28 protein-coding genes are annotated in these 26,247 nt (G+C 67.5%); 13 read left to right on the forward strand and 15 right to left on the reverse strand.

All coding sequences use genetic code 11. From position 1 onward, the window contains the following. Positions 1–209: 209 nt before the first annotated feature. The 4 genes from AMK34_RS10280 to AMK34_RS10295 all read left to right on the forward strand — a co-directional run bounded on the left by AMK34_RS10280 (position 210) and on the right by AMK34_RS10295 (position 5,706). Complete coding sequence (locus AMK34_RS10280; protein WP_073844843.1) at positions 210–1,679, forward strand: SpaA isopeptide-forming pilin-related protein; 1,470 nt, start codon at positions 210–212, stop codon at positions 1,677–1,679. A 12-nt stretch (positions 1,680–1,691) separates the two neighbouring features. After that, a complete protein-coding gene (locus AMK34_RS10285; RefSeq protein ID WP_073844844.1) occupies positions 1,692–2,375 on the forward strand; it encodes a class F sortase in 684 nt (227 codons plus the stop codon). A gap of 99 nt (positions 2,376–2,474) precedes the next feature. Then, positions 2,475–4,466: an SDR family oxidoreductase gene (locus AMK34_RS10290; RefSeq protein ID WP_037340779.1), complete on the forward strand. Its 1,992-nt coding sequence runs from the start codon at positions 2,475–2,477 to the stop codon at positions 4,464–4,466. Positions 4,467–4,584: 118 nt separating this feature from the next. Beyond that, complete coding sequence (locus tag AMK34_RS10295; protein WP_073844845.1) at positions 4,585–5,706, forward strand: cell division protein DivIVA; 1,122 nt, start codon at positions 4,585–4,587, stop codon at positions 5,704–5,706. Positions 5,707–5,790: 84 nt separating this feature from the next. On the opposite strand, the gene AMK34_RS10300 is transcribed toward AMK34_RS10295, so the two are convergent. Continuing rightward, positions 5,791–7,116, reverse strand: coding sequence for an amidase family protein (locus AMK34_RS10300; protein ID WP_073844846.1), 1,326 nt, complete (start codon positions 7,114–7,116; stop codon positions 5,791–5,793). A gap of 28 nt (positions 7,117–7,144) precedes the next feature. After that, positions 7,145–8,239, reverse strand: a complete 1,095-nt coding sequence (locus AMK34_RS10305; RefSeq protein ID WP_073844847.1) for an alkene reductase — start codon at positions 8,237–8,239, stop codon at positions 7,145–7,147. Here AMK34_RS10305 and AMK34_RS10310 point away from each other — a divergent pair. Further along, the gene (locus AMK34_RS10310) at positions 8,238–8,720 is read left to right on the forward strand and encodes a MerR family transcriptional regulator (protein ID WP_051972338.1); all 483 of its coding nucleotides are present in this window, start codon (positions 8,238–8,240) and stop codon (positions 8,718–8,720) included. The genes AMK34_RS10305 and AMK34_RS10310 overlap by 2 nt on opposite strands. Positions 8,721–8,726: 6 nt before the next feature. Here AMK34_RS10310 and AMK34_RS10315 read toward each other — a convergent pair whose 3' ends face one another. Genes AMK34_RS10315 through AMK34_RS10325 form a run of 3 tightly spaced genes read right to left on the reverse strand, consistent with a single transcriptional unit; the run spans position 8,727 to position 10,170 of the window. After that, positions 8,727–9,302 (reverse strand): TIGR03086 family metal-binding protein, encoded by a 576-nt coding sequence (locus AMK34_RS10315; RefSeq protein WP_038508323.1) that lies wholly within the window; start codon positions 9,300–9,302, stop codon positions 8,727–8,729. Continuing rightward, positions 9,299–9,790, reverse strand: a complete 492-nt coding sequence (locus tag AMK34_RS10320) for an SRPBCC family protein (RefSeq protein WP_073844849.1) — start codon at positions 9,788–9,790, stop codon at positions 9,299–9,301. The genes AMK34_RS10315 and AMK34_RS10320 overlap by 4 nt, the downstream gene beginning before the upstream one ends. A 29-nt stretch (positions 9,791–9,819) precedes the next feature. Next, complete coding sequence (locus AMK34_RS10325) at positions 9,820–10,170, reverse strand: ArsR/SmtB family transcription factor (RefSeq protein WP_073844851.1); 351 nt, start codon at positions 10,168–10,170, stop codon at positions 9,820–9,822. Between the two features lie 277 nt (positions 10,171–10,447). Between AMK34_RS10325 and AMK34_RS10330 the strand changes: the two genes are divergently transcribed. The 4 genes from AMK34_RS10330 (at position 10,448) to AMK34_RS10345 (ending at position 14,833) form a co-directional block, all read left to right on the forward strand. Further along, positions 10,448–11,689 (forward strand): glycoside hydrolase family 3 N-terminal domain-containing protein, encoded by a 1,242-nt coding sequence (locus AMK34_RS10330; protein WP_073844853.1) that lies wholly within the window; start codon positions 10,448–10,450, stop codon positions 11,687–11,689. A 149-nt stretch (positions 11,690–11,838) separates the two neighbouring features. Then, complete coding sequence (locus AMK34_RS10335) at positions 11,839–12,777, forward strand: alpha/beta hydrolase family esterase (RefSeq protein ID WP_083649825.1); 939 nt, start codon at positions 11,839–11,841, stop codon at positions 12,775–12,777. 108 nt (positions 12,778–12,885) lie between these two features. Continuing rightward, positions 12,886–13,590: a TetR/AcrR family transcriptional regulator gene (locus AMK34_RS10340; RefSeq protein ID WP_038508313.1), complete on the forward strand. Its 705-nt coding sequence runs from the start codon at positions 12,886–12,888 to the stop codon at positions 13,588–13,590. A gap of 37 nt (positions 13,591–13,627) precedes the next feature. After that, positions 13,628–14,833: a cytochrome P450 gene (locus tag AMK34_RS10345; protein WP_073844857.1), complete on the forward strand. Its 1,206-nt coding sequence runs from the start codon at positions 13,628–13,630 to the stop codon at positions 14,831–14,833. On the opposite strand, the gene AMK34_RS10350 is transcribed toward AMK34_RS10345, so the two are convergent. Further along, positions 14,830–15,471 (reverse strand): histidine phosphatase family protein, encoded by a 642-nt coding sequence (locus tag AMK34_RS10350; protein ID WP_038508311.1) that lies wholly within the window; start codon positions 15,469–15,471, stop codon positions 14,830–14,832. The genes AMK34_RS10345 and AMK34_RS10350 overlap by 4 nt on opposite strands. A gap of 97 nt (positions 15,472–15,568) precedes the next feature. Further along, the gene (locus tag AMK34_RS10355) at positions 15,569–16,366 is read right to left on the reverse strand and encodes a TIGR03084 family metal-binding protein (RefSeq protein ID WP_073844859.1); all 798 of its coding nucleotides are present in this window, start codon (positions 16,364–16,366) and stop codon (positions 15,569–15,571) included. Positions 16,367–16,494: 128 nt separating this feature from the next. Here AMK34_RS10355 and AMK34_RS10360 point away from each other — a divergent pair, with 128 nt between their 5' ends. After that, positions 16,495–16,941 (forward strand): heavy metal-responsive transcriptional regulator, encoded by a 447-nt coding sequence (locus AMK34_RS10360; protein ID WP_073844861.1) that lies wholly within the window; start codon positions 16,495–16,497, stop codon positions 16,939–16,941. Positions 16,942–17,050: 109 nt separating this feature from the next. Here AMK34_RS10360 and AMK34_RS10365 read toward each other — a convergent pair whose 3' ends face one another. Together AMK34_RS10365 and AMK34_RS10370 are read right to left on the reverse strand one after the other, a co-directional pair. Continuing rightward, complete coding sequence (locus AMK34_RS10365; RefSeq protein ID WP_073844863.1) at positions 17,051–18,178, reverse strand: acyl-CoA dehydrogenase family protein; 1,128 nt, start codon at positions 18,176–18,178, stop codon at positions 17,051–17,053. 77 nt (positions 18,179–18,255) lie between these two features. Beyond that, positions 18,256–18,807, reverse strand: a complete 552-nt coding sequence (locus AMK34_RS10370) for a DUF4190 domain-containing protein (RefSeq protein ID WP_073846239.1) — start codon at positions 18,805–18,807, stop codon at positions 18,256–18,258. Between the two features lie 224 nt (positions 18,808–19,031). Between AMK34_RS10370 and AMK34_RS10375 the strand changes: the two genes are divergently transcribed. Together AMK34_RS10375 and AMK34_RS10380 are read left to right on the forward strand one after the other, a co-directional pair. After that, positions 19,032–20,231: a sensor histidine kinase gene (locus tag AMK34_RS10375; RefSeq protein WP_174491995.1), complete on the forward strand. Its 1,200-nt coding sequence runs from the start codon at positions 19,032–19,034 to the stop codon at positions 20,229–20,231. Positions 20,232–20,261: 30 nt separating this feature from the next. Beyond that, positions 20,262–20,909 (forward strand): response regulator transcription factor, encoded by a 648-nt coding sequence (locus tag AMK34_RS10380; protein ID WP_038508305.1) that lies wholly within the window; start codon positions 20,262–20,264, stop codon positions 20,907–20,909. On the opposite strand, the gene AMK34_RS10385 is transcribed toward AMK34_RS10380, so the two are convergent. From AMK34_RS10385 to AMK34_RS10400, 4 genes are read right to left on the reverse strand one after another with little or no spacing between them, the layout of a single operon-like run. Continuing rightward, positions 20,882–21,466: a DUF7010 family protein gene (locus tag AMK34_RS10385; protein ID WP_073844865.1), complete on the reverse strand. Its 585-nt coding sequence runs from the start codon at positions 21,464–21,466 to the stop codon at positions 20,882–20,884. The two genes, AMK34_RS10380 and AMK34_RS10385, sit on opposite strands and share 28 nt — an antisense overlap. Continuing rightward, positions 21,466–22,302, reverse strand: a complete 837-nt coding sequence (locus tag AMK34_RS10390; RefSeq protein ID WP_073844866.1) for an alpha/beta fold hydrolase — start codon at positions 22,300–22,302, stop codon at positions 21,466–21,468. Before AMK34_RS10390 ends, AMK34_RS10385 begins: the two co-directional genes overlap by 1 nt. A gap of 39 nt (positions 22,303–22,341) precedes the next feature. After that, the gene (locus tag AMK34_RS10395; RefSeq protein ID WP_038508300.1) at positions 22,342–22,848 is read right to left on the reverse strand and encodes a winged helix-turn-helix domain-containing protein; all 507 of its coding nucleotides are present in this window, start codon (positions 22,846–22,848) and stop codon (positions 22,342–22,344) included. Between the two features lies 1 nt (position 22,849). Then, positions 22,850–24,085 carry a sulfite oxidase gene (locus AMK34_RS10400; protein WP_073844868.1) on the reverse strand — a complete coding sequence of 412 codons (1,236 nt, stop codon included), beginning with the start codon at positions 24,083–24,085 and terminating at the stop codon, positions 22,850–22,852. Between the two features lie 80 nt (positions 24,086–24,165). On the opposite strand from AMK34_RS10400, the gene AMK34_RS10405 reads away from it, so the two are divergent. Then, positions 24,166–24,624 (forward strand): hypothetical protein, encoded by a 459-nt coding sequence (locus AMK34_RS10405; protein ID WP_143202401.1) that lies wholly within the window; start codon positions 24,166–24,168, stop codon positions 24,622–24,624. 48 nt (positions 24,625–24,672) lie between these two features. Here the strand turns inward: AMK34_RS10405 and AMK34_RS42560 are convergent, their stop codons facing one another. Together AMK34_RS42560 and AMK34_RS10415 are read right to left on the reverse strand one after the other, a co-directional pair. Further along, on the reverse strand, positions 24,673–25,728 hold the full coding sequence (locus tag AMK34_RS42560; RefSeq protein ID WP_143202402.1) for a Shedu anti-phage system protein SduA domain-containing protein: 1,056 nt from the start codon (positions 25,726–25,728) through the stop codon (positions 24,673–24,675). Between the two features lie 75 nt (positions 25,729–25,803). Further along, positions 25,804–26,208 (reverse strand): hypothetical protein, encoded by a 405-nt coding sequence (locus tag AMK34_RS10415; protein ID WP_073844873.1) that lies wholly within the window; start codon positions 26,206–26,208, stop codon positions 25,804–25,806. Positions 26,209–26,247 lie beyond the last annotated feature (39 nt).

The following is a 26,247-nucleotide window of genomic DNA, read 5'->3' on the forward strand; positions in this document are numbered from 1 at the left end:
CATCCCCCACACCGTATGCGGCGGAGATCACCGACCGTTCACCGATACCCCACCTGATGCCCTATTGCCAAAAGCGCTGCTCACAGGACACCCTCCACGGTGCGTGTTCGGATAATCACCGAAGGCGTGTCGGGGAACCTATCGATCGTGTGACCTGCGTCGACGTACAGGCGTCGACGGCAGAGCACGGCCAAAGGAGTCAACACACCATGGGGTGGACCACACGCCCGAGCGTGCGTTCGCGCGCCTTGACCAGCCTGATCGCGACGTGCCTGCTAGGCGCTTTGTCCGCCACCGTCGCGGCGACACCGGCTTCGGCCGTCGACAACGAAGGCGTCGGCTACAAGGTCACGCCCGGCCAGACGGTCGACGGCAAGCCCAGAGAACGCGACTGGCTGGGCTCCTACGTCGTCAACGGCAAGCACGTGTTCTGCGTCTCCTTCCAGCTGAAGGCGCCGGACACCAACGAGAAGTACAAGCCCGGCGACGAACTCCTCGACAAATGGGGCGCGAAGCTCCCGGAGGACACCGCGGCCAACATCTCCTACCTGCTGCTGCGCTACGGCGGCACCAAGGACAACGCCGAGGCCGCCGCGCTCGCGCACCTGCTGCACTCGTGGACGTCGAAGCCTCGTTCCCCCGAAGACCTCAAGCCGGACCTTCCCCCGGAGAAGGTCGGCTACGACGTCCAGAGCCACCTCGACAAGCTGAAGGCACAGCACGCCGACGCCGCCTCGGCCGTCGAGAAGCTGACTAAGGATGCCGAAGCCAACCGCGGTCCGTGGACCACCGCGATCGCGCCGCCGAAGGACGACCAGCACATCGGCACCGCGGGCGAGTGGACGATCAGCGTCAAGAACTCCAAGGGCAAGGGCATCTCCGGGGTGCCCGTGCAGCTCACTCCGTCGAACGCGACCATCGGCGGCGGCGAGAGCACGAAGCCCGCGTCGACCTCGAACGCCAAGGCCGAGAAGGCCACCACGGTGAAGACCGGCGAGGACGGCACCGTCACGGTCAAGGTGACGCCGACCGGTGACCAGCCGAAGCTGGCCAGCTCGTTGTCCGCTCCCGCGGACCGGCCATACGTGCAGTTCCCCGTCGAGACCGGCGTGCAGAAGGTCGTGTCGACCGGCGGCGAGAAGGAACTGAAGGCCCAGGGGGTCGCGGTCGTCGCGAAGCCGGGCAAGGTCCAGGTGACCAAGGTCGACGCGAAGACCGGCAAGGGCATCGCGGGCGCCGCGCTGCGGATCACCGCCAAGGACAAGGCCACCGCCGCCGTGGGCCACGACGGCAAGCCGCTCAACGGCGCCGACGGCAAACCCGCCGTCGTCACCACCGAAGGCGAGAACGGCACGGTCACCGTGGAGAACCTGCGGACCCCGCAGGAGATCTGCGTGGTCGAGGTCAGCGCGCCGCCGGGCTACACCAACGCGTTCGACCCGAAGAATCCGCCGTCCGCCTGCGGCGAGCTCAAGCCGGGTGAGACGCTGGCCCTCAAGGTCGCCAACACGCCCAACGAGGTACCGCGCACCATCCCCGCCGGTGACCGGCCGGTGGCGATGATGCAGGGCACCGTCGAGAACTCGGCGTCGACCGCCGGCATCCTCGGCGTCGGCGCGCTCGCGCTGCTCGGTTCGGTGATGGTGGGCGTGGCCGCGCGGCGGTCTTCGCGACGCTAAGAGGGTTCAGGAATGTCAGTACGACGCGGGTTCGCGCTGGGAGCGGTCACGGTCCTGTGCGCGGACGTCGTCGCGGCCCTGCTCATCTGGCCGCCGACGACCGTGGTGACGGGGACGGCTCAGCCCGTCTCCGTCACCGTCGCGGGTGGCGCCCCCGCCGCGCCCGCACAGCAGGAGGTCCCGCCTCCGCCGGACATCGCCCCCACGACCCCGACGTCCGCTCCGCCGCCGTCGAAGGAGCCTGAAGCCCCGAAGCCGCAGGGCCCGGGGACGATCCGGCTGCCCGCGGGCGGCGCGGCGAAACTCGTGCGCAAGGAACTCGGGCCGGGCGCGGAGCTTCCGGTGCCGGAGAACCTCGGCGAGGTGACCTGGTGGGGCGCCGAGCTGAGCTCGGCCACCGGGGCGAGCGTGTTCGCCGGGCACGTGAACTGGAAGGGCGCGACGGGTCCGTTCGCGGAACTGTGGACCGAGCGGATCGGCGGCGCCGTCACCGTGGTCGACAAGGCCGGGAAGTCCTGGCAGTACAAGGTCTCCCAGCTGATCACGTTGAAGAAGAACGAGCTGCCGCAGCGGGCGGACGAGTTGTTCGGCCAGTCCGGTCCGCATCGGATAGTGCTCGTCACCTGCGGCGGCCGCTGGGTCGGCGGGGAGACCGGCTACGCCGAGAACCGGGTCGTCATCGCCGACCCAGCCTAGTTACCCGTGAGTAACTTCACCGGCGCCGTGGTGGTCCTCGCCGTCCCGATGCAGCAGAATGCCGGGGGACGCGGGCGAGCACGGTGAAGGGTGAGGCAGATGGCGACTTTTCTGGTGACCGGGGCGACCGGACTGATCGGGCGCCAGTTCACCCGGCTACTGCTCACCAGGGACGACGTCGACAAGGTCGCGCTCGTCGTCCGAGCGTCCTCACGGGACAAACTCGCGAAACTCGTGAACGCCTGGCCGCATCCCGAACGCGTCACCCTCGTCACCGGTGACCTCGGCGAGCCGCTGCTCGGCGTCGGCGAAGAGGATCGAGAGAAGCTTCGCGGCGTCGACCACGTCGTGCACCTCGCCGCCCTTTACGACCTCACCGCCGACGACGAAGCCAGCATCAAGGCCAACGTCGAAGGCACCGCGCAGGTGATCGCGCTCGCCGCCGAGCTGAACGCCGGCTGCCTGCACCACGTGTCCTCGGTCGCCGTCGCCGGGGACCACGAGGGCATGTTCACCGAGGAGATGTTCGACGTCGGCCAGCGGCTCCTCACGCCGTACCACCGCACGAAGTTCGAGGCGGAGCGCCTCGTTCGCGAGCAGCAGGACGTGCCGTGGCGGGTGTACCGGCCCGCGGTCGTCGTCGGGAACTCCGAGACCGGCGAGATGGACAAGATCGACGGCCCGTACTACCTGTTCCCCGCGATCAGCAGGCTGGCCGGGCTCCCCGACGTGCCGATCGTCGGCCCCGACCTCGGCGACACCAACGTCGTCCCGGTCGACTACGTCGCCGAGTCGCTGAACGCCCTGGTCACCACGAAGGGCCTCGACGGGCGCGCGTTCCACCTGGTCAACCCGGAGCCGCAGCCGGTCGTCTCGGTCTACAACGCCTTCGCGAAGGCCGCGGGCGCGCCGACCATCTCCGTGCAGCTCAACGAACGCGTGTCCAAGGGCATCGTCAACCTGGTGAAGCTGAGCGAGCACATCCCCGGCTTCACGATCGCGCGCGACGCCGTCATGGAGCGGCTCGGCATCCCGCCGGTACTGCTGGAGACCATGGCCTTCCCGTCGGTGTTCTCGTCGGCGTCGACGCGCAAGGCACTCATCGGCTCGGGTGTCGAGGTGCCCCGGATCGAGGAGTACGCGCCCACCCTGTGGCGCTACTGGCGAGAGCACCTGGATCCGTTCCGCGCGCGCAAGCACGGTCCTCGCGGCGAACTGGACGGCCGTCGCGTGATCATCACCGGCGCGTCCTCGGGGATCGGCCGCGCGACCGCGATCAAGGTCGCGGCCGCGGGCGGGGTGCCGCTGCTCGTCGCGCGGCGCCGTCACGAACTCGAAGAAGTGCGGGACGAGATCATCGCCGCCGGCGGCACGGCGTCGGTGTACCCGGCCGACCTGACCGACGAGGAATCGGTGCACAAGGCGGTCGACGCGATGCTCGCCGAGCACGGCCGGATCGACATGCTCGTGAACAACGCCGGGCGCTCGATCCGGCGGTCGATCAAACTGTCGTACGACCGGTTCCACGATTACGAACGCGCGATGGCCATCAACTACTTCGGCGCGGTGCGGCTGATCCTCGCGGTGCTGCCGCATATGTCCGAGCGGAAATTCGGGCATATCGTCAACGTCTCGTCGATCGGTGTGCAGGGAATCGCGCCGCGCTTTTCGGCGTACGCGGCGTCGAAGGCCGCTTTGGACTATTTCTCCCGGATCGCCGCGACCGAGACCCACGGCGACGGAATCACCTTCACGACCATCCACATGCCACTCGTGCGGACGCCGATGATCCGGCCGACGAAGATCTATGACGCGTTTCCGACCAAATCCCCGGATCAGGCCGCGGACATGGTGATGAAGGCGCTGCGGGAACGTCCGAAGCACATCGGCACACCCGCCGGGCAGGCGATCGGGCTCGCGTACACGCTCACGCCGGGGCTCACGGATGCCGTGGCCTACCAAGGATTCCGCGTGTTCCCGGACTCCGCGGCCGCGGGCGGCGAAGGCGGACTCAAAATCGGGAAGGGCGAGCAGCATCTGTCCCGCGCGGCGATGGCCCTCGCCCGGCTCAGCCGCGGCTTCCATTGGTGACACTGCGCACACGGGTGGCGGCCGTTCAGGTGAGGGATCGCAGCTGAGAGACGACACACGTCGGTGAATCACCAAGCCTGACAACGGCGACCCCGCGTACGCAGGTACCGTCGTGGCCATGGTTCCCGAGCGAGACAACGGCCTGTTGCCCCTGCGGCGCGAGTACACCCAGGCCTGGCACGGCTTCGACCGGAACGAAGTGCGCCAGTATCTGGATCATCTCGAAGCCCAGCTGCATCGCGTGATCACCGACCGCGACGCCGCGATCGCGCAGGCGACCTCGGCCACGCGCGAACTCGAAACCGTTCGCCACGAGGTGGCGAAGCTGAACGCCAGGATCGAGGAACTGAAGAAGCCGCCGGAACGGCTCGAAGACCTCGACGAGCGGATGCAGCGCACCGTCACGCTCGCGCAGGCGCGCGCGGAAGAGATCACGAAGCGTGCCGAAGTCGCCGCCGAGAAGCACTGGGCTTCTTCGAGTGAAGCCTCGAAGAAGCTCCGCGAGCGCTACACGCGGCTCGTCGCCGAGCTGGACAAGCAGGCGGACGCGCTGCACTCCGAGCACGAATCCGCGCTCGCCGAGACGCGCGCCGAGGTCCAGCGGCTGACCGTCGAGGCCGCCCAGCGCCGGGAACTGCTGGACAACGAGGCCGAGCGCAAGCGCCGGAAGATCGAGCGCGAGTTCGAGCAGACGATCTCGGCGCAGAAGGCGGCGCACGAGAAGCACATCGCCGACCAGCAGACGGCCAGCAAGAACCAGGCCGAACGCCGGATCGCGGAGGCCACCGCGGAGGCGAAGCGCCGCATCGACGAGGCCACGAGCGAGGCCAAGCGCCGGCTCGACGAGGCCACGACGACGGCCGCCCAGCGCACGACGGCCGCCCAGCGGAAGGTCGAGCGGCTGGCCGAGATCCGCGAACAGGCCCGCAAGAGCCTCATGCAGGCCGACGAGGTCCTGAAGGGCAGCGAGGCGATGCTCGCGGCGCTGCCCGAGGAGTCGGTGATCCCGCACGCCTCGAAGCTCGTCGGCGGAGACAAGAAGGCCGAGGAAACGAAGCCGGCGGGTAAGCCTGCCGAGCCGCCCGCCTCGAAGGCGACCGCTCCGGCCGCCGCCAAACCCTCTCCCACCAAGCCCGCTTCTTCGGCGCCTGCCGCCGCTGCGCCGAAGAACGGACAGAGCGAGCAGAGCGGCCCGAAGGCGAACGGGCAGAAGCCGTCACCGGCCAAAACCGGCTCCTGACCAGCGCGAAGTAGCAAGGGACCTTTGCTACCACTCCCTTGTGGAGAGTGGTAGCAAAGGTCCCTTGCTTTCTTTCGGGCTTGGTCAGGAGGCGGTCGTGCGTGGCCAGGGATTGGCCGCTTCGAGCTGGGCGGCGAGGCCCAGTAGGAGCGCTTCCCCGCCGGGCGCGGCGACGAGCTGGACGCAGGCCGGGATGCCCGAAGGATGCACGCCGATCGGCACCGACATCGCCGGATAGCCCGCGAGATTCCACAGCCCGGCGAAACCCGCCACACGCAGGGACGGCAGCACGTTGGCGATCCATCGGCTGTCGTGCCACGGGCGTGCCTTGAGCGGGAGGGTCGCGATCATGGGCGTGACCAGGACATCGTGGTCGGCGAAGAACTCTTCGGCACGCTCCAGCCAGCGCTCCCGGGTGGTCTCCCGGACGCGCTTGGCCATCAGCCGACCGAGCCGGACGTGGGTACGGGTACGGGGCTGGAGTGCGCCGAGATCGAACTCGGCCGCTTGCTCGGCCGGGCCCGCGACCCAGCGCGCGAGGAGGCCACCGATCGCTCCGGCGTTGTATCGCGGTGTTCCGGGCGCGACGGTGTGCCCAGCCTCGCGGAACAGCTCTCCGGCCCGGGTGACGGCCCGGCTGAACGCGCGCGGCAGCGGCGCCCTCGTCAACGGGACCTGGGTCGACAGGGCGATACGGGACCGCTTCGGCTCGGCGAGATCCGCCAGGCCGGGCTGTTCGGCGAGGACCGACATCAACACGGCGGCGTCTGCCACCGTGGTCGTCATCGGACCGTGCGTGGACAGGCCGAACCAGCCGTTCTCCCCCGGTACGCGGACCACGCCCTTACCCGGTTTGAGACCGACGATCCCGCACATCGCGGACGGCAGCCGGATCGAGCCCAGACCGTCGGTGCCGTGCGCGATGGGCACGAGTCCGGCCGCGACGGCCGCGGCACTCCCGCCCGACGAACCGCCGGCGGCGTACGACGGGTTGCGCGGATTACGCGCCGTCCCGTCCGGATCGTCGCTCGACGGCCAGATGCACAGCTCCGGCACCCGGGTCAGGCCGACGATCACCGCACCGGCGGCGCGTAGCCGCCGCGCTATCTCACCGTCCTCAGTGGACAGCGTCGACGAGCCCGCTCGTGAACCCCACGAGGCGTATTCGCCCTCGATCGGCGCGACGTCCTTGACCGCGACCGGCGCCCCGGCCAGGGGCAGATCGGCCAGATCCGCGCGTTCGGCGACGGCGGCGGCCTCAGCGAGTGCTTCGTCGACCCGCACCCGGCGAAACGCGCCGACCACCCCGTCCGCCGCCGCGATCCGGGCCAACGCCTCACGCGTCACCTCGACCGGGTCGAGTTCCTTGGCGCGCACAGCCGCCGCGATTTCCACTGCCGTCTTGACCATCCCCGCACTGTAGAACGGGCGGCCAAGATCAGCTGCGCGCCGAACAGGCGAACTTCGCCGAGTCCGGTTCGAACGCCGGGAAATCGGTGTAGCCGTCGAGCCGGGCACCGTAGTAGACGTCGTGATCCGCCTCGGCGAGCGGGGCGTGGAGAGCGAATCGGGCAGGCAGATCCGGGTTCGCGATGAACAACCTGCCGAAGGCGACCACGTCGGCCAGACCGGCTCCGATCAAGGACTCCCCCTCGGCGCGGCTCGTCGGCTTCTCGGATCGCAGATTCGCGACGAGCGTTCCCGGCCACAAAGGCCGCAGGTGCGACAGCACTTCGACGTCAGGGGTATCGATGACGTGCAAGTACGCGAGCTCGTACCGGCGGAGTTCCGCGAGCAGTCGTGTGTACACCTCCTTCCAATCGTCTTCCACGATGTCGTTCTCCGGGTTGCCCGGCGAAATTCGCAGAGCGACCCTGGCCGCACCGACCTGCTCGGTCACGGCCGCCACCACCTCGAGCGGGAAGGTGAGCCGGGCGGCGATCGAGCCGCCGTAACGGTCCCCCCGGAGGTTGGTGTTGCCGGCGAGGAACTCCTGGATGAGATAGCCGTTGGCGCCATGGAGTTCCACACCGTCGAATCCCGCCTCGACGGCCCGGCGAGCCGCGTCGGCGAAGTCCTGGACGACCTCGCCGATCTCCTCCTCGCCGAGCGCGCGGGGTTCGACGGTGTCCGTCCAGCCGCCGGCCGAGAAGATCCGTCCGGCCTGCCGGACCGCCGACGGTGCCACCGGTGTCCGGCCCGTCACGCCGGGGTGGCTGACCCGTCCCGCGTGCCATAGCTGCGCGTAGATCCGACCGCCTTCCTCGTGCACGGCCGCCGTCACCTCACGCCATGCCTCGGCCTGCTGCTCTGTCACCAGTCCTGGGATTCCCGGGCCGCTCTTGCCGGTCTTGTTCACCCAGATGCCTTCGCTCACGATCAACCCGGCGCTCGCACGTTGCGAGTAGTACTCGGCCGTCAGCGGATGTGGCACTCCGGTGAGATCGTCGGCGCGACCCCTGGTCATCGGAGCCATCGCCACGCGGTTCGGCAGCTGGATCGCGGTACCGCGGAACGCTTCTAGCAACCTCATGAACGCGAAGCTAAACCCTGACACCGGCGTCACGGTCAACCTCGGTTTCCGCGGCTACTGTGGACTCATGCGGATCGGCGAACTGGCGAAGCGAACCGGGGTGAGCGTCCGCTCGTTGCGGTACTACGAAACGGAAGGCCTGCTGCGACCCGACCGATGCGGCAACGGCTACCGGACCTTCACCGAAGACGACATCGCCAGGGTGCTGCAGATCCAGCTCTTCTATTCGGCCGGGTTGTGCAGCGGCAAGATCGCGGAACTCCTTCCTGGTGTTTCCGGGGACCACACGCATTTGGTGCCCTCGCCGGAGATGACCGGCGAACTGGAGATCGCCAAGACCCGCATCCAGAACCAGATTTCCTTGCTCACCACCTCTCTGTCGGTTCTGGAACGTGTCCTGGCCGCGGCCAAGGGGACCGATACCGCCGCGGTACCGGTTCCCGCCCGGCCCGTCCGGCGACATCGCGGGATCCATGTCTGACCCGTATCAGGCGTTCGGGTTTCGGCCCATCAGTCCGAGCAGCCTGTCCTGCAAGGGCGCGTCTTCGGGCACCTTCACTTCAGGGCCGAAGACGACGATGCCGGGCCCGAACGCGCCCGGGATCCTCATCTGTTCGGGGATCGCCTGCGCCTCCGGCCACATCCGCGCGACCTCCTCCGGATCGATCGTGTCGTCCTGACCGGTGGCCCTGGCCAGGTCCCAGCCGTGGATGATCATGTCGGCACTGGCGACTTGATCGATGTGCTGTTCGGCGGTCAACTTCCCCGACGGCGTCTCCTGCTCCGTGGCCGCGAGCACGGGATCGCCGAGGATGGCTTCGACGTCGGCGCGAGCCGCCCGGAAGGCCCCCAGCGGGTCGTCCAGGAGCGAGGGCGCCGGCCCAAGGGCGCGTCCGAAGGGCCTCAGCATGGCGCCGTGCATGTCGATGATGTGCTCGACGACATCTCTGGCGTTCCACTCCTCACAAGGAGACTGGTTCTCCCATTGCCCAGCCTCGACGGCGGCGATCTTGCGCTCGAAGGCATCGGCCCTGACGCGGTAACGGTCGGCGATGGCGTTCATCGTGCTCCCACCTTCACCGGAGCGGCCACGAGCTCGGCCAGCTTCTCGAAGCCTTCGCCGACGCCACGCTCCATCCCTGATTCGAGTACGGCGTCCCGGATCCGCTTCGAGCCGTACCGCACCACCTGGGTCAGCGTGGTGACCCCGTCGTGTTCGACCAACGTCAGAGTCGCCAAGGCCTGACCTTCCGCTGCCTCGCAGTCCTCGTTCGTCTCGAGGGAGATGAGCCGTCCCGGACGGTCGATCTCCTGGTAGACGCCCTGCAGCAGCATCTCCATCCCGCCGTGGCGCAGCCGGTAGCGCCATCCGCCGCCGACCCGCAGGTCGATTTCGCATTCGACGACCTCGCAGTCACGGGGACCGAACCAACGGCGTACCAGCTCGGGTTTCGTCCACGCGTCGAACACCAACGCCCTCGGTGCGTCGAAGGACCTCGTCATGACGATCTCGTGATCGCCGGATTTCGTCACGCTGAGAGTTCGTCCCATCGTGCTGTTCCTTTCCGGTCGTGCGGTGGTCAGTCGGTCTCGCGCCGGCGTTCCGAGTGCTGGATCTCCCCTTCCAGAACGAGATCCAGCTCCGTGAAGGCCTCGTCCCAGTAGCGACGGTAGCCGCCGATCCATTCATTCGCGTTCTTCAACGGCTGGGCCACCAGCCGGCAGGGGCGGCGCTGAGCATCGCGCCCCCTCGCCACCAGTCCCGCCCGCTCCAGCACCTTCAAATGTTTGGAGATGGCGGGCTGGCTCATCGCGAACGGCTCGGCCAGTTCCGTCACCGTGGCCTCCCCACGCGCGAGCCGGGCGAGGATCGCGCGACGGGTGGGGTCGGCGAGCGCCGCGAAGGTGACATCGAGCAGATCTTGTGCCACGGTCGCCCGCCTTCCATTTCGGCCGCTCTAGCCGTTCTCACGAGTTTCGACTTCTCACGATCGTTCGTTTCGGTGGCCGCTGGATAACCTTGCGGTTCCATAACCATGCGGTAATCTACGGCGCAGCAGATCGAACTGTCAAGTCCGGACATCCGCTTGACGAGGGAGAACACGGAAGAGGAAGGAGGTGGGGCCGAAGTTCCGGCAGTCGCGCTCACGCACCAAAGGGCACGCAAGCGCGTACGAAAGGGCAAGTCGGGTTACCGTCGATACCGGCATGGACGACGAACGAAACGAGCCGATGAACTCCGGGCGACCGAAGACGACGAAGCGATGGACGACCGTCATCCTGGGAGCCGCGACCGTTCTGCTCACCAGCGTGCAGTGCGGTACGGCGAACGACGAGGCCGGATCCGCGCAGCCGGCGGGGACGGCACCTCCGCCCCGCAGCAGCGTCGCCTCAGCCCCACCCAGCTCCAGCAAGCCTTCACCCTCGCCGTCACCGAGGGCGGAGCAGGCGCCCGTTCCAGGCTGTGAAGCCGTCATCGCCGAGATGAGCCCCCGGCAGCGGCTGGCCCAGCTGGTGGTGGTCGGCGTGAACGCCGGTGACCCGCAGGCGGCGGTGAAGCTGGTACGCGATCAGCAGATCGGCGGGATCTTCCTCGGCGGCAACGAGACCGCCCTCTTGCGGAACCGCGCGTTGGACGAGGTCCAGCGTGCGGCGAAGGTCCCGGTATCGGTGGCGATCGACGAGGAAGGCGGCCGCGTCCAGCGGATCGACGCCCTCGACGGCGACATGCCGAGCGCACGGAAGATGGCCTCGACCCTGACACCGGCACAGGTGCGAGCGAAGGCGGCCGAGCGAGGGCGGCAGATGCTGGCCCGTGGCGTCACCGTCGACTACGCGCCCGACGCCGACATCACCGATCAGCCGGACCGCGACATCGTCGGCGACCGGTCGTTCGGCGCGAACCCGGAAGTCGCGCGCAAGTACATCCTGGCGTTCGCGCAGGGTTTGCGGGACGCCGGAGTGCAGCCGGTACTGAAGCATTTCCCCGGACACGGGCACGCCAGCGGGGATTCCCACAAGGGATTGGTGCGGACGCCGCCGCTGGCCTCGTTGCGGAAGGTCGACCTGGTTCCGTACCGAGACATCGGCGAGTATGGCGAAGTCGGCGTCATGGTCGGACATCTGGACGTGCCCGACCTGACCGGCGGTACTCCGTCGACCCTGTCGGCGGCGGCGTACCGGCTGCTGCGGAAGGACTACGCGTTCGACGGTCCGGTGATCACCGACGATCTCGGGGCGATGAAGGCGATCACGTCGCAGTACCCGCTGCAAACGGCTGTGCTCAAGGCATTGCAGGCGGGGGCGGATCAGGCGTTGTGGTCCTCTGGTGGCAACGTCGGCACGGTGCTCTCCACGCTGGAGCAAGCGCTGGCGTCCGGCGATCTCCCGGCCGCCCGGGTCGACGAGGCCTTGACCCGCGTGCTCACGGCGAAACGCGCCTGCGGCTGACCGACCGCGGCCCAGGCCGGTCGATCAGACGGACCACCCGGCAGGGTGACGTGAAAAGCGGTCCGAAAACTCAATGAACACAATGCTGACCAGGCCCGCGTCAGGAGTGACCCTGATCACCGCCCTGCCGCCCGATCAAGGAGGATCGCGTGCCTGGTCCCACGAAATACCTGCGCCGTCTCGCGCTGATGGCCGCCGCCGCTGCCGGACTGAGCCTGCTCGCCGCTCCGACGGCGTCGGCCACGCCGTCGCCGGTCGACCATCCGGTGCCGACGACCGGCTGCCGGCTGCCGTCCCCGGTCCCCGCCGGGGCGACGACGCTGCGGACGTTGACGTCCGGCGGCCTGGTCCGCGAGTACACGGTGCACGTGCCGGCGCAGTACCGGTCGTCACGGCCGTACCCGCTGGTGTTGTCGTTCCATGGCCACAAACGGACGTCGAAGTATCAGGAGGAGCTGTCCGGGTTTTCCGCGTACGACGCGATTTCCGTCTACCCGCAAGGACTTCCGGGTACGGACGGGGAGTCGGCGTGGACCGGCGCGCCGTACTCGGCGGCCGCGGACGACGTACTCTTCACCAGTGATCTGCTGAACACACTCCAACGTGAACTGTGCGTCGACTCCCGCCGGATCTACGCGACAGGCAAGTCGAACGGCGGCGGGTTCGTCGGCGTCCTCGCTTGCCGGATGCCGGGCCGGATCGCGGCGTTCGCCCCGGTCGCCGGCGCGTTCTACCCGCAAGGCGGCGAGTGCCACCCGTCGCGCCCCGCGCCGATTCTCGACTTCCATGGCACGGCCGACGCGACGATCCCCTACACCGGAAACCCCGCGAAGGGCCTGCCGACACTGCCGGACTGGCTCGCGGCATGGGCAGACCGGAACGGCTGCTTCCCGCGGCCGATCCAGTACTCGCCGAAAGCCGACGTGACCGTTCAGCGATGGCTTGGTTGCTCGCTCCAGCACTACCGGGTCGAAGGTGCCGGGCACGTTTGGCCGAGCACCACGCCGAACAACGACTCCGCCACTCCGACCGTCATCGACGCGACCCCGGTCATCTGGAAGTTCCTGCTCGCCCACCGTCTGCGTTAAGAACTCGTCGATTTCCTTGCCGGAATCCACCGCCCGGCGCTACCGTCGAACCTGACCGGATGACCAGATGAGCAAATCTGGTCACGAAGTCAGATCCTGGGAGCGCACGTGGCAGAACGTCCGGACCGCACCGCCGGTCGCGCCGATCGCATCCTCGACGCGGCCGGCGTCCTGCTGTCGCGGCTGGGCTATCGCAAGGTGACCATCGAGGACATCGCGAGCCAGGCGGGCATCGGGAAGGGCACGATCTACCTGCACTGGCCCACCAAGGAAACCCTCTTCCACGCGCTGCTCCTGCGTGAATCCCTCCTTGCCGCCGAGAACCTTCTCGAAGGGCTGGAAGAAGACCCGGCGGAAGTCGTCCCGCATCGGTTCCAGCGGGCCGCTTTCCTGTACACCCAGCGAAACCCGTTGCTCTGCGCGCTCATCACCGGCAACACCGAACTGCTGGGCCGGTTGAAGAAACATCCCTTGCAGGATCAGGACACGGTCGTGACCGAGCGGTACCTGAAGACGATGACCGACCGGGGCCTGCTGCGCGACGACATCCCGAACCTGCTGTTTTCCCTGCGTGCTTCGGCGCTGGGGTTCTACCTGATGGACAGCTTCACCGGCGACGGCGCCGACCTCACCATCGAAGAGAAGGCCGACGCTCTCGCGCACATCATCCGGACGGCGTTCGAGCCGCCGGAGCCACCGTCCACCGCGAATCTGGCCGCCACCGCGGCCGAAGTGATCCAGGCGTTCCAGGATCTGATCTCGTCCTATCGCGCCTGGATCTACCGGAAGGACGGCCCCGAGGAGCCCGCTTGATCCGCGCTCCTCCACCACGAGAAGAAGGGGGCAAGCCATGACCACGATCGCCGAAACCTGGGGCGTCCACGAAGCCCAGTTCTGGCTTCGGGACGAATTCCCGGCCGATCCGGTCCGTTTCGACGCCGAGACGGGCATGTGGAACGTCTACGGCCACGCCGAGGCGTTGAAGACCCTGAGTGATCCCAAGGTGTTCTCTTCCGACACCACCCGGCTGATCCCCAAGGAGATCTCGCCGGACAAGGACCTGTTCGTCGAAGGCAACCTGCTCCAGATGGATCCTCCGGATCACAAGAAACTGCGCACGCTGGTGAGCCACGCCTTCACGCCGAAGGTCGTGGCGGATCTCGAACCGCGCATCGCCGCTTTGACGAACGAACTCCTCGACGCGGTCGACGGCGCGGACTCGATGGAACTGGTGACCCATCTGGCCTATCCGCTGCCGGTGATCGTCATCGCCGAACTTCTCGGCATCCCGGCGAGCGATCGCGACCTGTTCAAGGAATGGGTCGACACGTTGCTGCGGAACAGCCAGCAACGGTCGTTGATCAAGCAGACCGAAGAGGACAAGAAAGCCGCGGAGGAAACGTCCGCGCAGGTGAAGAACCTGGTGAACTACCTTTCCGAGCACGTCGACGATCGACGGCGGAATCCGCGCGAGGACCTGCTGACCAAACTCGTCGAAGCCGAGGTCGACGGCACGAAACTCACGCAGAACGAAGTCGTCAACTTCGCGAACGTGCTGCTGCTCGCCGGGCACATCACCACCACGATGCTGCTCGGGAACACGGTGCTGTGCCTGGATTCCCATCCGGCCGAGTACCGGCGTGTCCGTGCGGACCGTACGTTGTTGCCCGCCACCATCGAGGAATCCCTGCGGTTCCTCAGCCCGTTCGCGCTCGTCGCCCGCGCCACGACGACCGAAGTCGAATTGGGTGGCCAGACGATCCCGGCGGACAGCATGCTCGGTATCTGGGTCGCGGCGGCGAACCGGGATCCGCGCACCTTCACGGATCCGGGCGTCTTCGATCCGGCGCGGGCGCACAACCCGCATCTGGCCTTCGGACGCGGGATCCATTTCTGCATCGGCGCCCCGCTCGCCAGGCTCGAAGGCAAGACGGCGCTCAACATCCTGCTGGACCGTTTCCCGGATCTGCGCACCGACCCGGCCGTTCCGCCGTCGTTCATCCCCAGCCCGCACATGACCGGGGTGAACGAGCTCCGGCTGCTGTTGAAGCCCTAGAGGTCGGCGAACCGGGACGCGAGCGGGACCACCATGCGCGGAATCCGCTTCCCGGGTGTGTACCGCAGTTCGGTGATGTTGCCGTTCGGCACGACGTAGGTGTCGGCGAAGGTGCGGAATCCGCGCATGGCCGCGCTGTCCGGGGTGGTGGTACCGGTCAGCAGTGACCACATGACCGCGCGGATGAAGAGCCCGTGCGTGAAGACGGCGATCGGCCCGGGTTCCCGTTCTCCCAGCCGTGCCAGGAATTCCTGGGTCCGGCCGAAGAGGGCCGCGAACGATTCCGCGCCGTTCACCGCGTGGTGCGGATCGGCACGGGACCAGTAGGCCTCCGTGTACGGCTTGCGGGTGGCGGTGGTGGTGACCTGTCCATGGAGTTCGCCGAGGAAGGTGAACTCCTGGACAGGCCACTCCTCGCGTTCCGCCTGGGGGAACCGCTCCATCGTCGGCTCGGCGGTCTGCCGCGCCCGTAAGAACGGCGACGTCACGATCAAACGAGGCGGTTCGGCCAGCGAATCCGCGATTTCGACGGCCTGCCGCCTGCCGAGTTCGGTCAACGCCGAAGCACCCGGTTCGCCGCCGGGAAGCCCGGCGTTGGATTCGCTTTCGCCATGTCTGATCAGCCACACCCGTGCCACGATCGCCTCCTAGACCCCGTGTGCCATCGACGATCGCACCGAGTGGGGCCGACCGCGACTTCCAGGATGCCCGATCACCGCGAAGGTGGCGGGATCTTCACCGGCCGAACTGTCCCGGCGAGCGTCCCTCGCCCGCCGGACCGCGGTACGCCTGCGCGATGTCGAGCCAATGGTCCGCCAGCGCGCCCTCGGCGCGGACGTCGAGGTCTTCGCGGTGACGGCGCCGCGTGACCAGCAGGCAGAAGTCCTCCGCGCTCCCGGTGACGCGCTGCCGGGAGTCCTCGGGCCCGAACGTCCACAGCTGCCCGGACGGCGCGGTGATCTCGAACCGGAACTCCTGCTCCGGCGGGGTCAGGCCCCGGGCCTCGTAGCCGAAGTCCCGCACCCGGACGGCGAAACCGACGAGATACGCGAGCCGGTCCGTCCGCTCCGGCCGCACTCCCAGCGCGTCCGCGATGTCCTGGCCGTGGGCGAACAGCTCCATCATCCCGGCGCAGGCGAGGATGGCCGGCGGCAACGGGTTGACCAGCCACGGGACGACCTGGTCCGCCGGGACCGCGGCGAGCGCCTTGATCCCGGCGTCGCGTTCGGCACGCCAACGGCTGAGCACGACCTCGTTGGGGTCTCCGAGGTAGTCGTCGAGGGCCGCGTTGACCGCGGCGTCGAAACCGCGCGCCATCGAACTCTTCATGACTTCGGCGAACCTCTGCGGCTCGCTCGCGGACAACCCGGCGATCTTGAAGATGAAGGAGAGATGCGCGATCTGATGTTTGACCGACCAGCCCGCCGCGGGTGTCGGCAGCTCCCACCCCGTGTCGTCCAGGCCGGCCACCAGGGCATCGACCTGTTCGCTCTCCGTGGTGAGGTCCCTGATCACGTACCGGAAGTCAGTCACCGTGCCGTCCTCTCGCCGTTTCCACCCTTTCGAATGATGCGGACGCGCCGGGCCGTCGTCTTCTCTTCGTGAGCCCCGTCGAATTCGGACTTGATTCTGGAGCCGGGTCCAAGTTCTACCCTCGGATAATGCGAACCGAAGCGACGAAGGCGCTGACGGCGTTGACCATGTCCCAGGTGACCTCTCGCGCCGGAGTCCGGCCGGACACCGTGCGCTACTACGAGCGCATCGGTCTTCTGCCCGCGCCCGCGCGGACGACCGGGGCACACCGGCGCTACGACGAGGACGTCATCGACAGGCTGCGGTTCATCCGCGGCACCCAGCGGCTCGGGCTGACGCTGACGGAGATCGGTGACCTGCTGAGCGTGCGCGACACCGGGGTGTGCCCGTGCGAACCCGCCGAAACCATGCTGGAACGCCATCTCGCCGAAATCGAAGCGGAGATGGCGCGCCTCGGCGAGCTGCGCGCCGAGCTCACTTCCCTGCTGTCCGGGATGTCCGGCGACGAATGCGCCGATCCGCTTCCCGGCGCCTGGTGCCCGCCCGAATGCGGACCCGAGGGAGGAGGTGGATGACCATGCGGAACGACGACTGGTGCGATTGCGACTGCTGCGGCAGCGGCTGCTGCTGACCCGCTCCGGCGGGACCGGCCGGGCTTGACGTCACCCGGCCGGCCATCCGAGGTCAGTCCTGCGGCAGAAGCACCGTCTTCCCGATCCGGTCCTTGCTGACTTCGGCCGAATAGGCCATCAGCCCGCCCGCCTGCGCGTCCCGGAACAGCCGCTGGATCGGCGAAGTGCGCAGGAAGCCCGAACCTCCGCCCGCTTTCAGCGCGACTTGGGCGACGTCGCGGGCGATGTCGTTCGCGAGCACCTTCGCCGTCATGGTCGCGGGCAGGAACTCCGGCGAGTTCTGATCCGCCAGCCACGCCATGTTCCGGGCGTACATGAGCGACGCTTCGAGACGGGCGTGAACGTCCGCGACTTCGAACTGCAGCCATTGCATTCCGGCGAGCGGCTCCCCGGTCGCCGGAATGACGCGGCTCCGGGCGTGCGAGATCAGCGCCTGCTCCGCCGCGTCGGCGATCCCCAGTGACTGGAAGGCGAGGCCGGCCGCGATGTGGTTCGGCCGCTGCACGGTCGGCGGCGGGCACCGGCGGTCCTCCCGCAGGACGGTGCCTTCGAACGAGACGAGCTGGCTTCGGCTGGCGCGCAATCCCATCGTGTCCCAGATGGGCACGAAGGTCGTCGTGTCGTCCGGCGCCACGCCGAAGAACGTGGGCACGCCGCCGACGAGCGCGTTGACCAGGAAGTGGTCGGCGACCTCGCAACCGGAGACGAATCGCTTGGCACCGGTGAGCCGGTACCCGCCGTCGACGGGCTCGGCGACCTGTTGCGGCATCAGGAACATGTTGCCGCTGCTCGGTTCCGACAGCGCGTTGGCGAAGCGCTTGCCGCCGATCAGCTCGTCGGCGTAGAAGCGACCCACATCGGGGGCGGACAACTGGGCGAGCCCGACGGCGGCGCCGATGTGCATCACCCAGATACAAGCCGTCGAAGAACAGGCCGCGCTGAGGATCCGGACGATCTCGCCGTAGGTCCGATAACTGAGGTCCTCGCCGCCGAACTCCGCGGGCAAGGTCGCCCTGTCGAGTCCGGTCGCGTGCAAGGCACGGAGGTTGTCGATGGGAAGCTCGGCCGTTTCGTCGAACTCGGCGGCGCTCGCGGCGAAGTCCTTCGCCAGTTCGGTGACGGTTTCGATCCAGTGACGTTCGTCGGCGGGTGGGGCGAACGGATGGACGGGCTCGGTCATGACCGCATCATGCCGGAAACGCGAAGGCCTCCCCGCCACCCCGAGAATGGCGAAGGAGGCCTTTCACGGTCCGACCGTCACACTCCGGTGCAGGCGGCCATCGCGAATTCGCCGGAAGCGGTCTTGGTGGAAACCACCGCGCCGTCGACGGTGATCTTGCAGGTGACGGATCCACCGGTCTCGCCGGTCGTGACGGTGAGCGTCCCGCCCTTGTAGACGCCCTTGTTCTCGACTTCCTTGTTCCACGGCAGCGCCGGGACGGTCTCCGTGACGGGGTTGAGGACCTCGCCGTAGATGACCTCGACGTTGGTGGCGTCGCCGGTGACCTCGTAGGACACCTTCGCGGTGCGGTTGATTTCGTTGTTGACCTCGTCGACCGCCGCGTTGAACACGAAGATCCACACCACGCAGACCACGAGGCCGAGCGCGGACAAGGCGATACCGGTGATGGAGAGCCCCTTGTTGGAGGCTTTCCCGTTCTTGACGCGGATCAGCCCGATGATCGAGAAGATCAGGCCGAGGATCACCAGCGGCCAGGCGATGACGCCGACGAACGGGATCGGGGAGAAGACCAGCCCCACCAGGCCGAGGACGAAGCCCGTGACGCCGATGCCGTTGCGGGGCGGCATCGGGCTGGCGGGGGCTTGCGGGGCCGGCGTGTAGGGGGTTTGCTGGGTCACGGGGGATTTTCCTTTCCAAAGGGATGAACGAGGCGGCATACAACCAGCGATCGCGAGGTGTCCGCGTCGTCCTCGGCGCGCGAACCCGGTACGACGAAAGTCGTAATCCACGCGCCGTGAAGGACCGCTTCCGCTGATGCCTCCGGCCAAGCGGGTTTGCGTACGCTCAGCGCATGGCAAGGCGTGTGCTCGGTGTGGTGCTCACCGTCGTGGCGGTCGCGGCGTGCGTGATCAGCAGCATTTTCGTCTTCAGCGCCCAGGGTTACCTTCCGGCGACGCAATCCTTCGACCCGACGTGGTGGTCCACGCTCGGTTTCCTCACCGGGATCGCGGCCGCGGTCATGCTCTGCTGGCGGCACAAATGGCCGGAACTCGTCCTCGGTATCGCCTTGGTGCCGCCGCTCTGTTTCCGGTCCGACGCGCTGGCCGCGTTGGTCGCCCTCGCCGCCTTGGCCGCGCGCCGCCGCGACCGCGTCCTGTGGAGCGGGTCCGTCCTGGTCTACGTCGCCACCGCGTGGGCGTTGTTCGGCGACGCCAACCGCCATCCCGACGTGACCGTCGCGGGGCAGATCGTCGGCAAGCAGTTCTCCGCCGTGCAGCTGATGGGGACGTTGACGGTCGCCGTCGTGATGACGGCCGTGCCGCTCACCGTCGGAGTCGTCCGCGGGATGCAGGACACGCTCGCGATCCGTGAGGCCAAGGAAGAAGAACTCCGCGCCGAAATGACCCGCCGCGCGGAACGCACCCGGATCGCGCGCGAGATGCACGACGTCCTCGGGCATCGGCTCTCGCTGCTGTCCTTGCAAGCCGGTGCGCTCGAAGTCAGCAAGGGGCCCGCGACGACGGAGGCGGCGAAGACCGTCCGCACGACCGCGCGCCAGTCGCTCGAAGATCTGCGGCAGGTCATCGGGGTCCTCCGCGATGGCCAGGGTTTCGGCGAAAACAGCGAGAACGGAATCCATCCGGAGCCGCCGCAGCCGACGCTGGCGGACATCCCCGAACTCGTCGCCAATGCCCGCCGGGCCGGTTTGGGGGTCAACGTGACGATCCTGCTCGACGACGCGGGCGGCGCGCCGGCCTTGCTCGGCACGACCGCGTACCGGATCGTGCAGGAGTCGATGACCAACATCCTGAAACACGCTCCGGGCGCGACGGCCGACGTTTCGGTTCGCGGCGGGCCCGGGAACGGGCTCACCGTCGAGGTCGTCAATCCGCTGCCCGCGATCGCCGCGGCGGGAAAGCCGCCGGGCGCGGGCGCCGGACTGGCCGGGATCGGTGAGCGTGTCACGCTGATCGGCGGGAACGTCAGCGCGGGCCCCACCGAAGAGCGCACATTCGCCGTCCGGGCTTGGCTACCGTGGGGACACCACTAACCTGTCCGGGTGAACCAGCGCCCACTGCGAGTGCTGCTCGTCGACGACGACCCGCTCGTGCGAACCGGTTTGTCGATGATCCTGTCCAGCACGGGCGACATCGAGGTCGTCGCGGAAGCGGGCGACGGGGACGAAGCCGTGCCGAAGGTGTCCATGCACGCGCCCGACGTCGTGCTGATGGACATCAGGATGCGGCGGATGAACGGCCTCACCGCGACCGCCGCGGTCACCGCGCTGCCCAATCCGCCGAAGGTTCTCGTGCTCACCACCTACGACCTCGACGAATACGTCTTCGACGCGCTCGGCGCGGGCGCCAGCGGATTCCTGCTGAAGGAGGGCTCGCCGCAGGAGATCATCGACGCGGTGCGCGTGGTCGCGGCGGGTGAGGCGATGCTGTCGCCACGCACCACGCGGAAACTCATCGGGCATTTCGTCGCGACCAGGACGAGCCCGCGCCGTCATCGGGCGCGAGCCGGGCTGGGCACCCTGACCGAACGCGAGCGGCAGATCGTCACCGCCGTCGCTCAAGGCGGGACCAACGCCGAAATCGGCGTGGAACTGCACTTGAGCGAGGCGACGGTGAAGACCCACATCACCCGGATCTTCGCCAAACTCGACGCGACCAACCGGGTCCAGCTGACGATCTTCGCTTACGAAGCCGGGCTCGTCGCTCCCTGACCTTCCGTCGCGAACAGCCCGGCGGCGACGGTCCCCCAGAGCACCACGGCGCCTCCAAAGCCGGGCACGAGCTGCCAGGCCGCGGCCCAGCCCGCGATCGCGAGTACGGCGGACAGCGCGGCGACAGCGCACAACAAGGCGCTCAGCACCAGGAAACGCCGTGAGCCGAACAACTTCGCGAACGGCAGGAAGTGCAGGCCGACCACGAAGAGGACCCAGGCGGGCACGGCTTCGGGAACTTCGAAAACCGCCGAGAGCACCCTGGCCCCGGCGAAGATCCCCACCAGCATGAGCAGCACGGCGATCCCGTACTGCTTGCCGAACGGGCTTTCCTCCCGGCCGCCGCCCGCGGGCAGCCCGGCGCCCCGGCGGGCGGTCAGGACCAGCCAGCCCACCAAGCCCAGTACCGCGACGATGCCCACGACGACCAGCAGCGTCGCTCCGTCGCCGACGGAGGAGGCACCGAAGAACCACCATCCGGCACCGAATCCCACACCGATCGCGGAACTGATCAGCAAGGTGATCAGATGCCCTTTGGTGAACCGCGCGTCCGTCATCACGCGAGCCCGGCGAGGATGGCGGTGGCCTCCTGCGGGTGCACGAGGAAACGGACGTGGCTGCTCGTCAGCGACCGCACGTCAGTCGGGTTGCCCGGGGTGAGCGCGTCCGCCTCCTTGATGAAACGGTCCTGCAGCGCGAGCGGCATCGACCGGTCTTCGGTGAGCCTGATGTAGGTGCGCGGGATCCGGCCCCAGGTGGCGGCGTCGGCGAGTTCGGTCCCGGCGTCGAGGCTCTCGTCCGGTTCGAGCGTGTTGAGGTAGGCGAAGAATTCCTGGTCGGTGCCGTCCTCGATCATCGCGGTCTTCAACGCGGCCAGCAGCGCGGGATCGGCGGTGCGCCAGTTCATCCGGAGCGCGCCGAGTTCGGCCGGATTCGCGACGACGACCCCGCCGACGTCGTTCAGCGCGCTGCTCGCGTACTCGGGCCCCTGCATGTACTCGCCCACCGTCGCGTCGACGCAGCACCACGCGGAGATGTAGACGATCCGGTCGATCAGCTCCGGGACGGCGTTCGCGACGCCCGTGAGCGGGAGCCCACCGCGGCTGTGCCCGACCAGGATGACGGGACCGTGCTCGGCGACCTTGCGCACGACGTCCACCACCTGCTCGACGGCCTCGGCCAAGGTGGCGCCCGCCTGGCTCGACGGCGCCGTGGCCAGCGCTTCGAGGTCTTGCGGCGCCTGGTAAGCGGCGTGGAAACCGGCGGCGAAACCGTGTCCGGGAAGGTCGACGGCCAGCGTGCGGTGGCCGAGCAGGGCGAGCTCGCGTTGCAGCGGTCCCCAGGTGAACGAGGCACTGTTGGAACCGTGGAGCAGGACGTAAGTGGGATTCACGTTCGTATCCTGACATCCCGGCTTTGCCCGCCTGACGGCTCAGTCCGCGATGAGCACCTGGCCTGCCCCGTCGAACCGGTAACCGACCCCGCGCACCGTCGCGATCGGTGTCAGCACGGGTTCCAGCTTGCCGCGGATCTTGCGGACATGGACGTCCACGGTCCGGACGTTGCCGCCGGACAGACCCCACACCCGCTCCATCAGCGTGATGCGGTCGAAGACGCGGTCCGGATTCCGGCTCAGGAACAGCAGGAGGTCGAACTCGAGCCTGGTGAACTCCAGTACCTCGCCGCGCAACAGCACTCGCCGCGAATCCGGCTCGATCCGCAGCGGCGGGCCGGACTCACTGGATCGCCGCCGTCCGGCGAGTTCGACGACCTGGCCGGTTTGGACGGTCCGTGCCGTCAGCGTCACACCGACAGTGTCCTCAAAGGACTCAAGCAGGCGTGCGGCGATAGTGGCGGCGTGCTCGGAGTCGGTGCTCACCCGCAACGCCAGGGTCAGCTCGACGGTCGGCTCGATGCTCACCGCGACCGACTGCGTCATCTCACACCACCCGGACCGGATGCCGGACGACGGCGTCGAACAGGTAGCCCTGGGTGTTGTGCGGGGTGACCTCGGGCTGAGTGACGCCAGTGATGTCCGTGGCTCGCGCCCGCAGCGTGTGGACACCGGGAACACCGGCGCGCCAAGGGATCTCCCAGCGCTGCCACCCTCGATCCGCCGCCGCGCCCACGAACTTCGCCTGCCGCCAACCGCTTCCGGTATCGACGTCGACCCGCCTGATCCGGCCGTTGCCCGACCACGAGCGCCCGCGCAGCACCTGCCTGTCACCGGCCGCGAACTCAGCGTTCCAGGGCAGTTCGAACGCGCTCTTGACCACCTGCCGGGTCACGAGCGTGCCCTCGGCCGGATAGTCCGGCCCGAGCAGCCGGTAGTACTGCGTGTTCCACGGGGACACCAGTGGCGTTTCGGAGACTTCGATGCGCCCCAGCCATTTGATCGACGAGATCCCGGCCCAGGAGGGTACGACGAGCCGCACCGGATGGCCGTGATCCGGCGGAAGCGGGTGCCCGTTCATCTCGTACGCCAGCAGAACGTCCTGCAGCGCCTTCGCGACCGGCAGCGGACGGCGCACCTTTCCCAGGTTGACCCCGCCGGTGACGTAATCGGCGTCCAGCCCCTCCGGCAGGACGTCGACCGCGTTCCGCGTCAGGCCCGCTTTGGCCAGCACCGTGGCGAGCCGGACACCACGCCAGCGCGCGACGCCGATCGCGCCGAGCTTCCAGGCCGTGCCCGACACCGTTTGCCCTTGCTGGCTGGTGAAGTAGCTCCGTCCGTTGCCCGCGCATTCGATGGCGGAAGTGATCGTCTCCGACGGCAAGCGGAGAAGATCCCGGTAGCTGAACTCGACGGGCCCACCACGCAGACCGCTCCCGAAGAGCTTCAGCCGCCAGGTGCTGACGTCGATCGTCGGAGTGGCGGTGTGGTTTCGCACGAAGAACCGCTCGACCGGAGTCAGGTAGCCCTGGCCGCTCAGCGCCTCCCAGCGCGTCTCCGCGTTGGTGCCGTAGACCTCGAAGATCTCCGGCGGCAGGGGTTTCACGATCGGTGTGGCCGCCGATGCCGTGCCGGACGGAAGCGCGCCGAGCGCCGTCAGCGCGAGTGAGCCGCCGGCCGTCAGCCGGAGCATCCCGCGCCGCGACAGCGCCTTCCCCGCCCGCCATTGCTCGATCCGCGTGCGGTCATAGGTGGCTTCGTCGGTCAGGCCGGTTCCGGTCATGCGGCTCATTGTCGGCAGCGGCCGACCGCGCGGACCAGCATGTCCACAGAGCGGAACACTTCAGGTCCGGGACGCCGTTCGTGCGCGTCATCGAGGCCTGTTCAAACCCCTCCCGGCCGGTACGACGGTTGTTAGACATGGTCAAGGCCTGGTCAGACACCCCGGCAGATGTGACACCACAACCCGTGGCGTACCAAACGCAACGCCAGCTACGTCCTGACGAGGTGGCCACCGCAGTGGCAAGGTTCGAAGCTGGCGCGAGCATGCAGCAGATCGCCGACCAGCTAGATGTTCACCGAACCACCATCCTCAAACGGCTCCAGAGCCTCGGTATCACAACCCGCTTCTCAAAGCTGGAGCCAGACGAGGTGAAAGCAGCCGCCGAGCTCTACGGCGACGGGTGGACACTTGACAAGATCGCGAAGAAGTACCATGTGGCCGCAAGCACCGTACGCGATTACCTGCTTGCTGCTGGCATGGAGATGCGACCGCGAGGACGACAGAACTTCCCGTACGCCGAAAAGATCGACACAACCTAAGGTTGACTCGCCGAATCGTTGACACGGAGAGCCAGCGGACCGTCTCACCTAAGCCCGAGCAAGGTCAAGAGCCCCCTGGGCGCCTTGGATAAGATCACCATACGTAATTACTTCAACACGGCTCAAGTGAGAGTTATATGTTCGGAGCGTCTCCGATATCTCATCCTGAGTAGCCCCTTTTACATAGGATGGGTGGCCGATCACGACAGTAGCGAAGGCACGCCTACACTCGATACCAAGAGTGCCCTTGATGGTGTGTCTCTGCTCGTCAAGCTCGCGAAGATAGTTCATTACCTGACCAACAGCCTCATTGACAGCTGGACCTGCGACGAAGTGGTTTCGATACTTGATGACCAGGTCTGGCACGTTCGCCGTCTTTAACTCGATAACATGCAGGGCACCGTCAGCCCGAATGAGGGGAATATCCAACTGGTCAAGCACGGTTATCGCCCGACGACTCGCCTTATCTATAAACTTCCCGCCGAACATCCACCAGTTATCTTCGAGCGCCTTCTGAAACCGGCCTTCGCGAGCACTAGGATCTTCGACGGCAGCCGTCAGCTCCGAGATCACATCTCGTTGTCGCGCGAACTGAATTCCATCAAGGAGCACTTGTCCTGCCCCATGACGAGCCAGGACATCATCAGCGTTCGGCGCATCAGCAAGCGCCTGGACCATCTGCGCAATCTGCTCAGCGTCAGCCTTCCCAGCTTCAATACAGGCAACCAGCTGCGCTAGAGCCTCACTGTCGCCTACGCGCCGATATAACCCGGGTTCGTCGATCTGCCCAGACAGAAAGGCGAGCAGCGCATCGATCTCATCGTTGTCACACGCCCACGAGTTCGCCTTCTCCGTAAAATCAAAGCCCCCTCCCCCTTCTCTCGCGTTCCAAGATTGGACAGATAGCGTCCTTTTCTTCAGCTCACCAGTTTCAGAATCGCCAAAGAACCAGAGCGTAGCTGTCTTATAAGCTTGAGGACCTTTTCTCACGACAGCCGTCTCGATACGCAAGCAGCCAGGCGGCAGCGGCCCGCTCCTTATTCTAAGCTCCAGAGCCTTTGCCGCACTGGTCACATCTTTGAAGCTTATCGCCAAGTCACCCACACCCTCTACGTCATCTACTTGGTGCGCAATTGATACAATGTTTTGCTCGTAGCGACTCTTGTGACAGCTACGGCCTCACTGCCGCCGACGCCCCAATACCACGCCGTAGAGAACAAAGACGTTCACCAATGCGATGAACGACGGCTGGAGTACACGGAAGACCGCCTTGGGCTGGTTCGCAACCGGCTGACCCTCGGTTCCAAGAACGGTGGCGCCCGGACGGGACACGAGTAGCGATACGAGGCCGAACAGGGCGCAGAGCACAAAGGGGAACCACCCGCCGCGCAGCGGACTCCACAAGCTTTGCCCGCCACCCCACGCCGCGGCGATGGCTCCTGTCATAGCGGCGAAGTTGGTCAGCGACTGCACCGTGATGAAGTCGCTGACGCTCGTGGTGCCGGCCGGGGCGTTCTGCTGGAGGTTGCCGGTTGATGGCTCGCCTGCGGCAGCGGTAGTGCCGAATGCTGCGGATATAGACATGGCTGGCCTCGCTTCCGTGCGTCGAGCTGGCCATGCCGT

Origin of the sequence: Amycolatopsis sp. CB00013, from assembly GCF_001905755.1 — a bacterium.
Classification (GTDB): Bacteria; Actinomycetota; Actinomycetes; order Mycobacteriales; family Pseudonocardiaceae; genus Amycolatopsis; species Amycolatopsis japonica.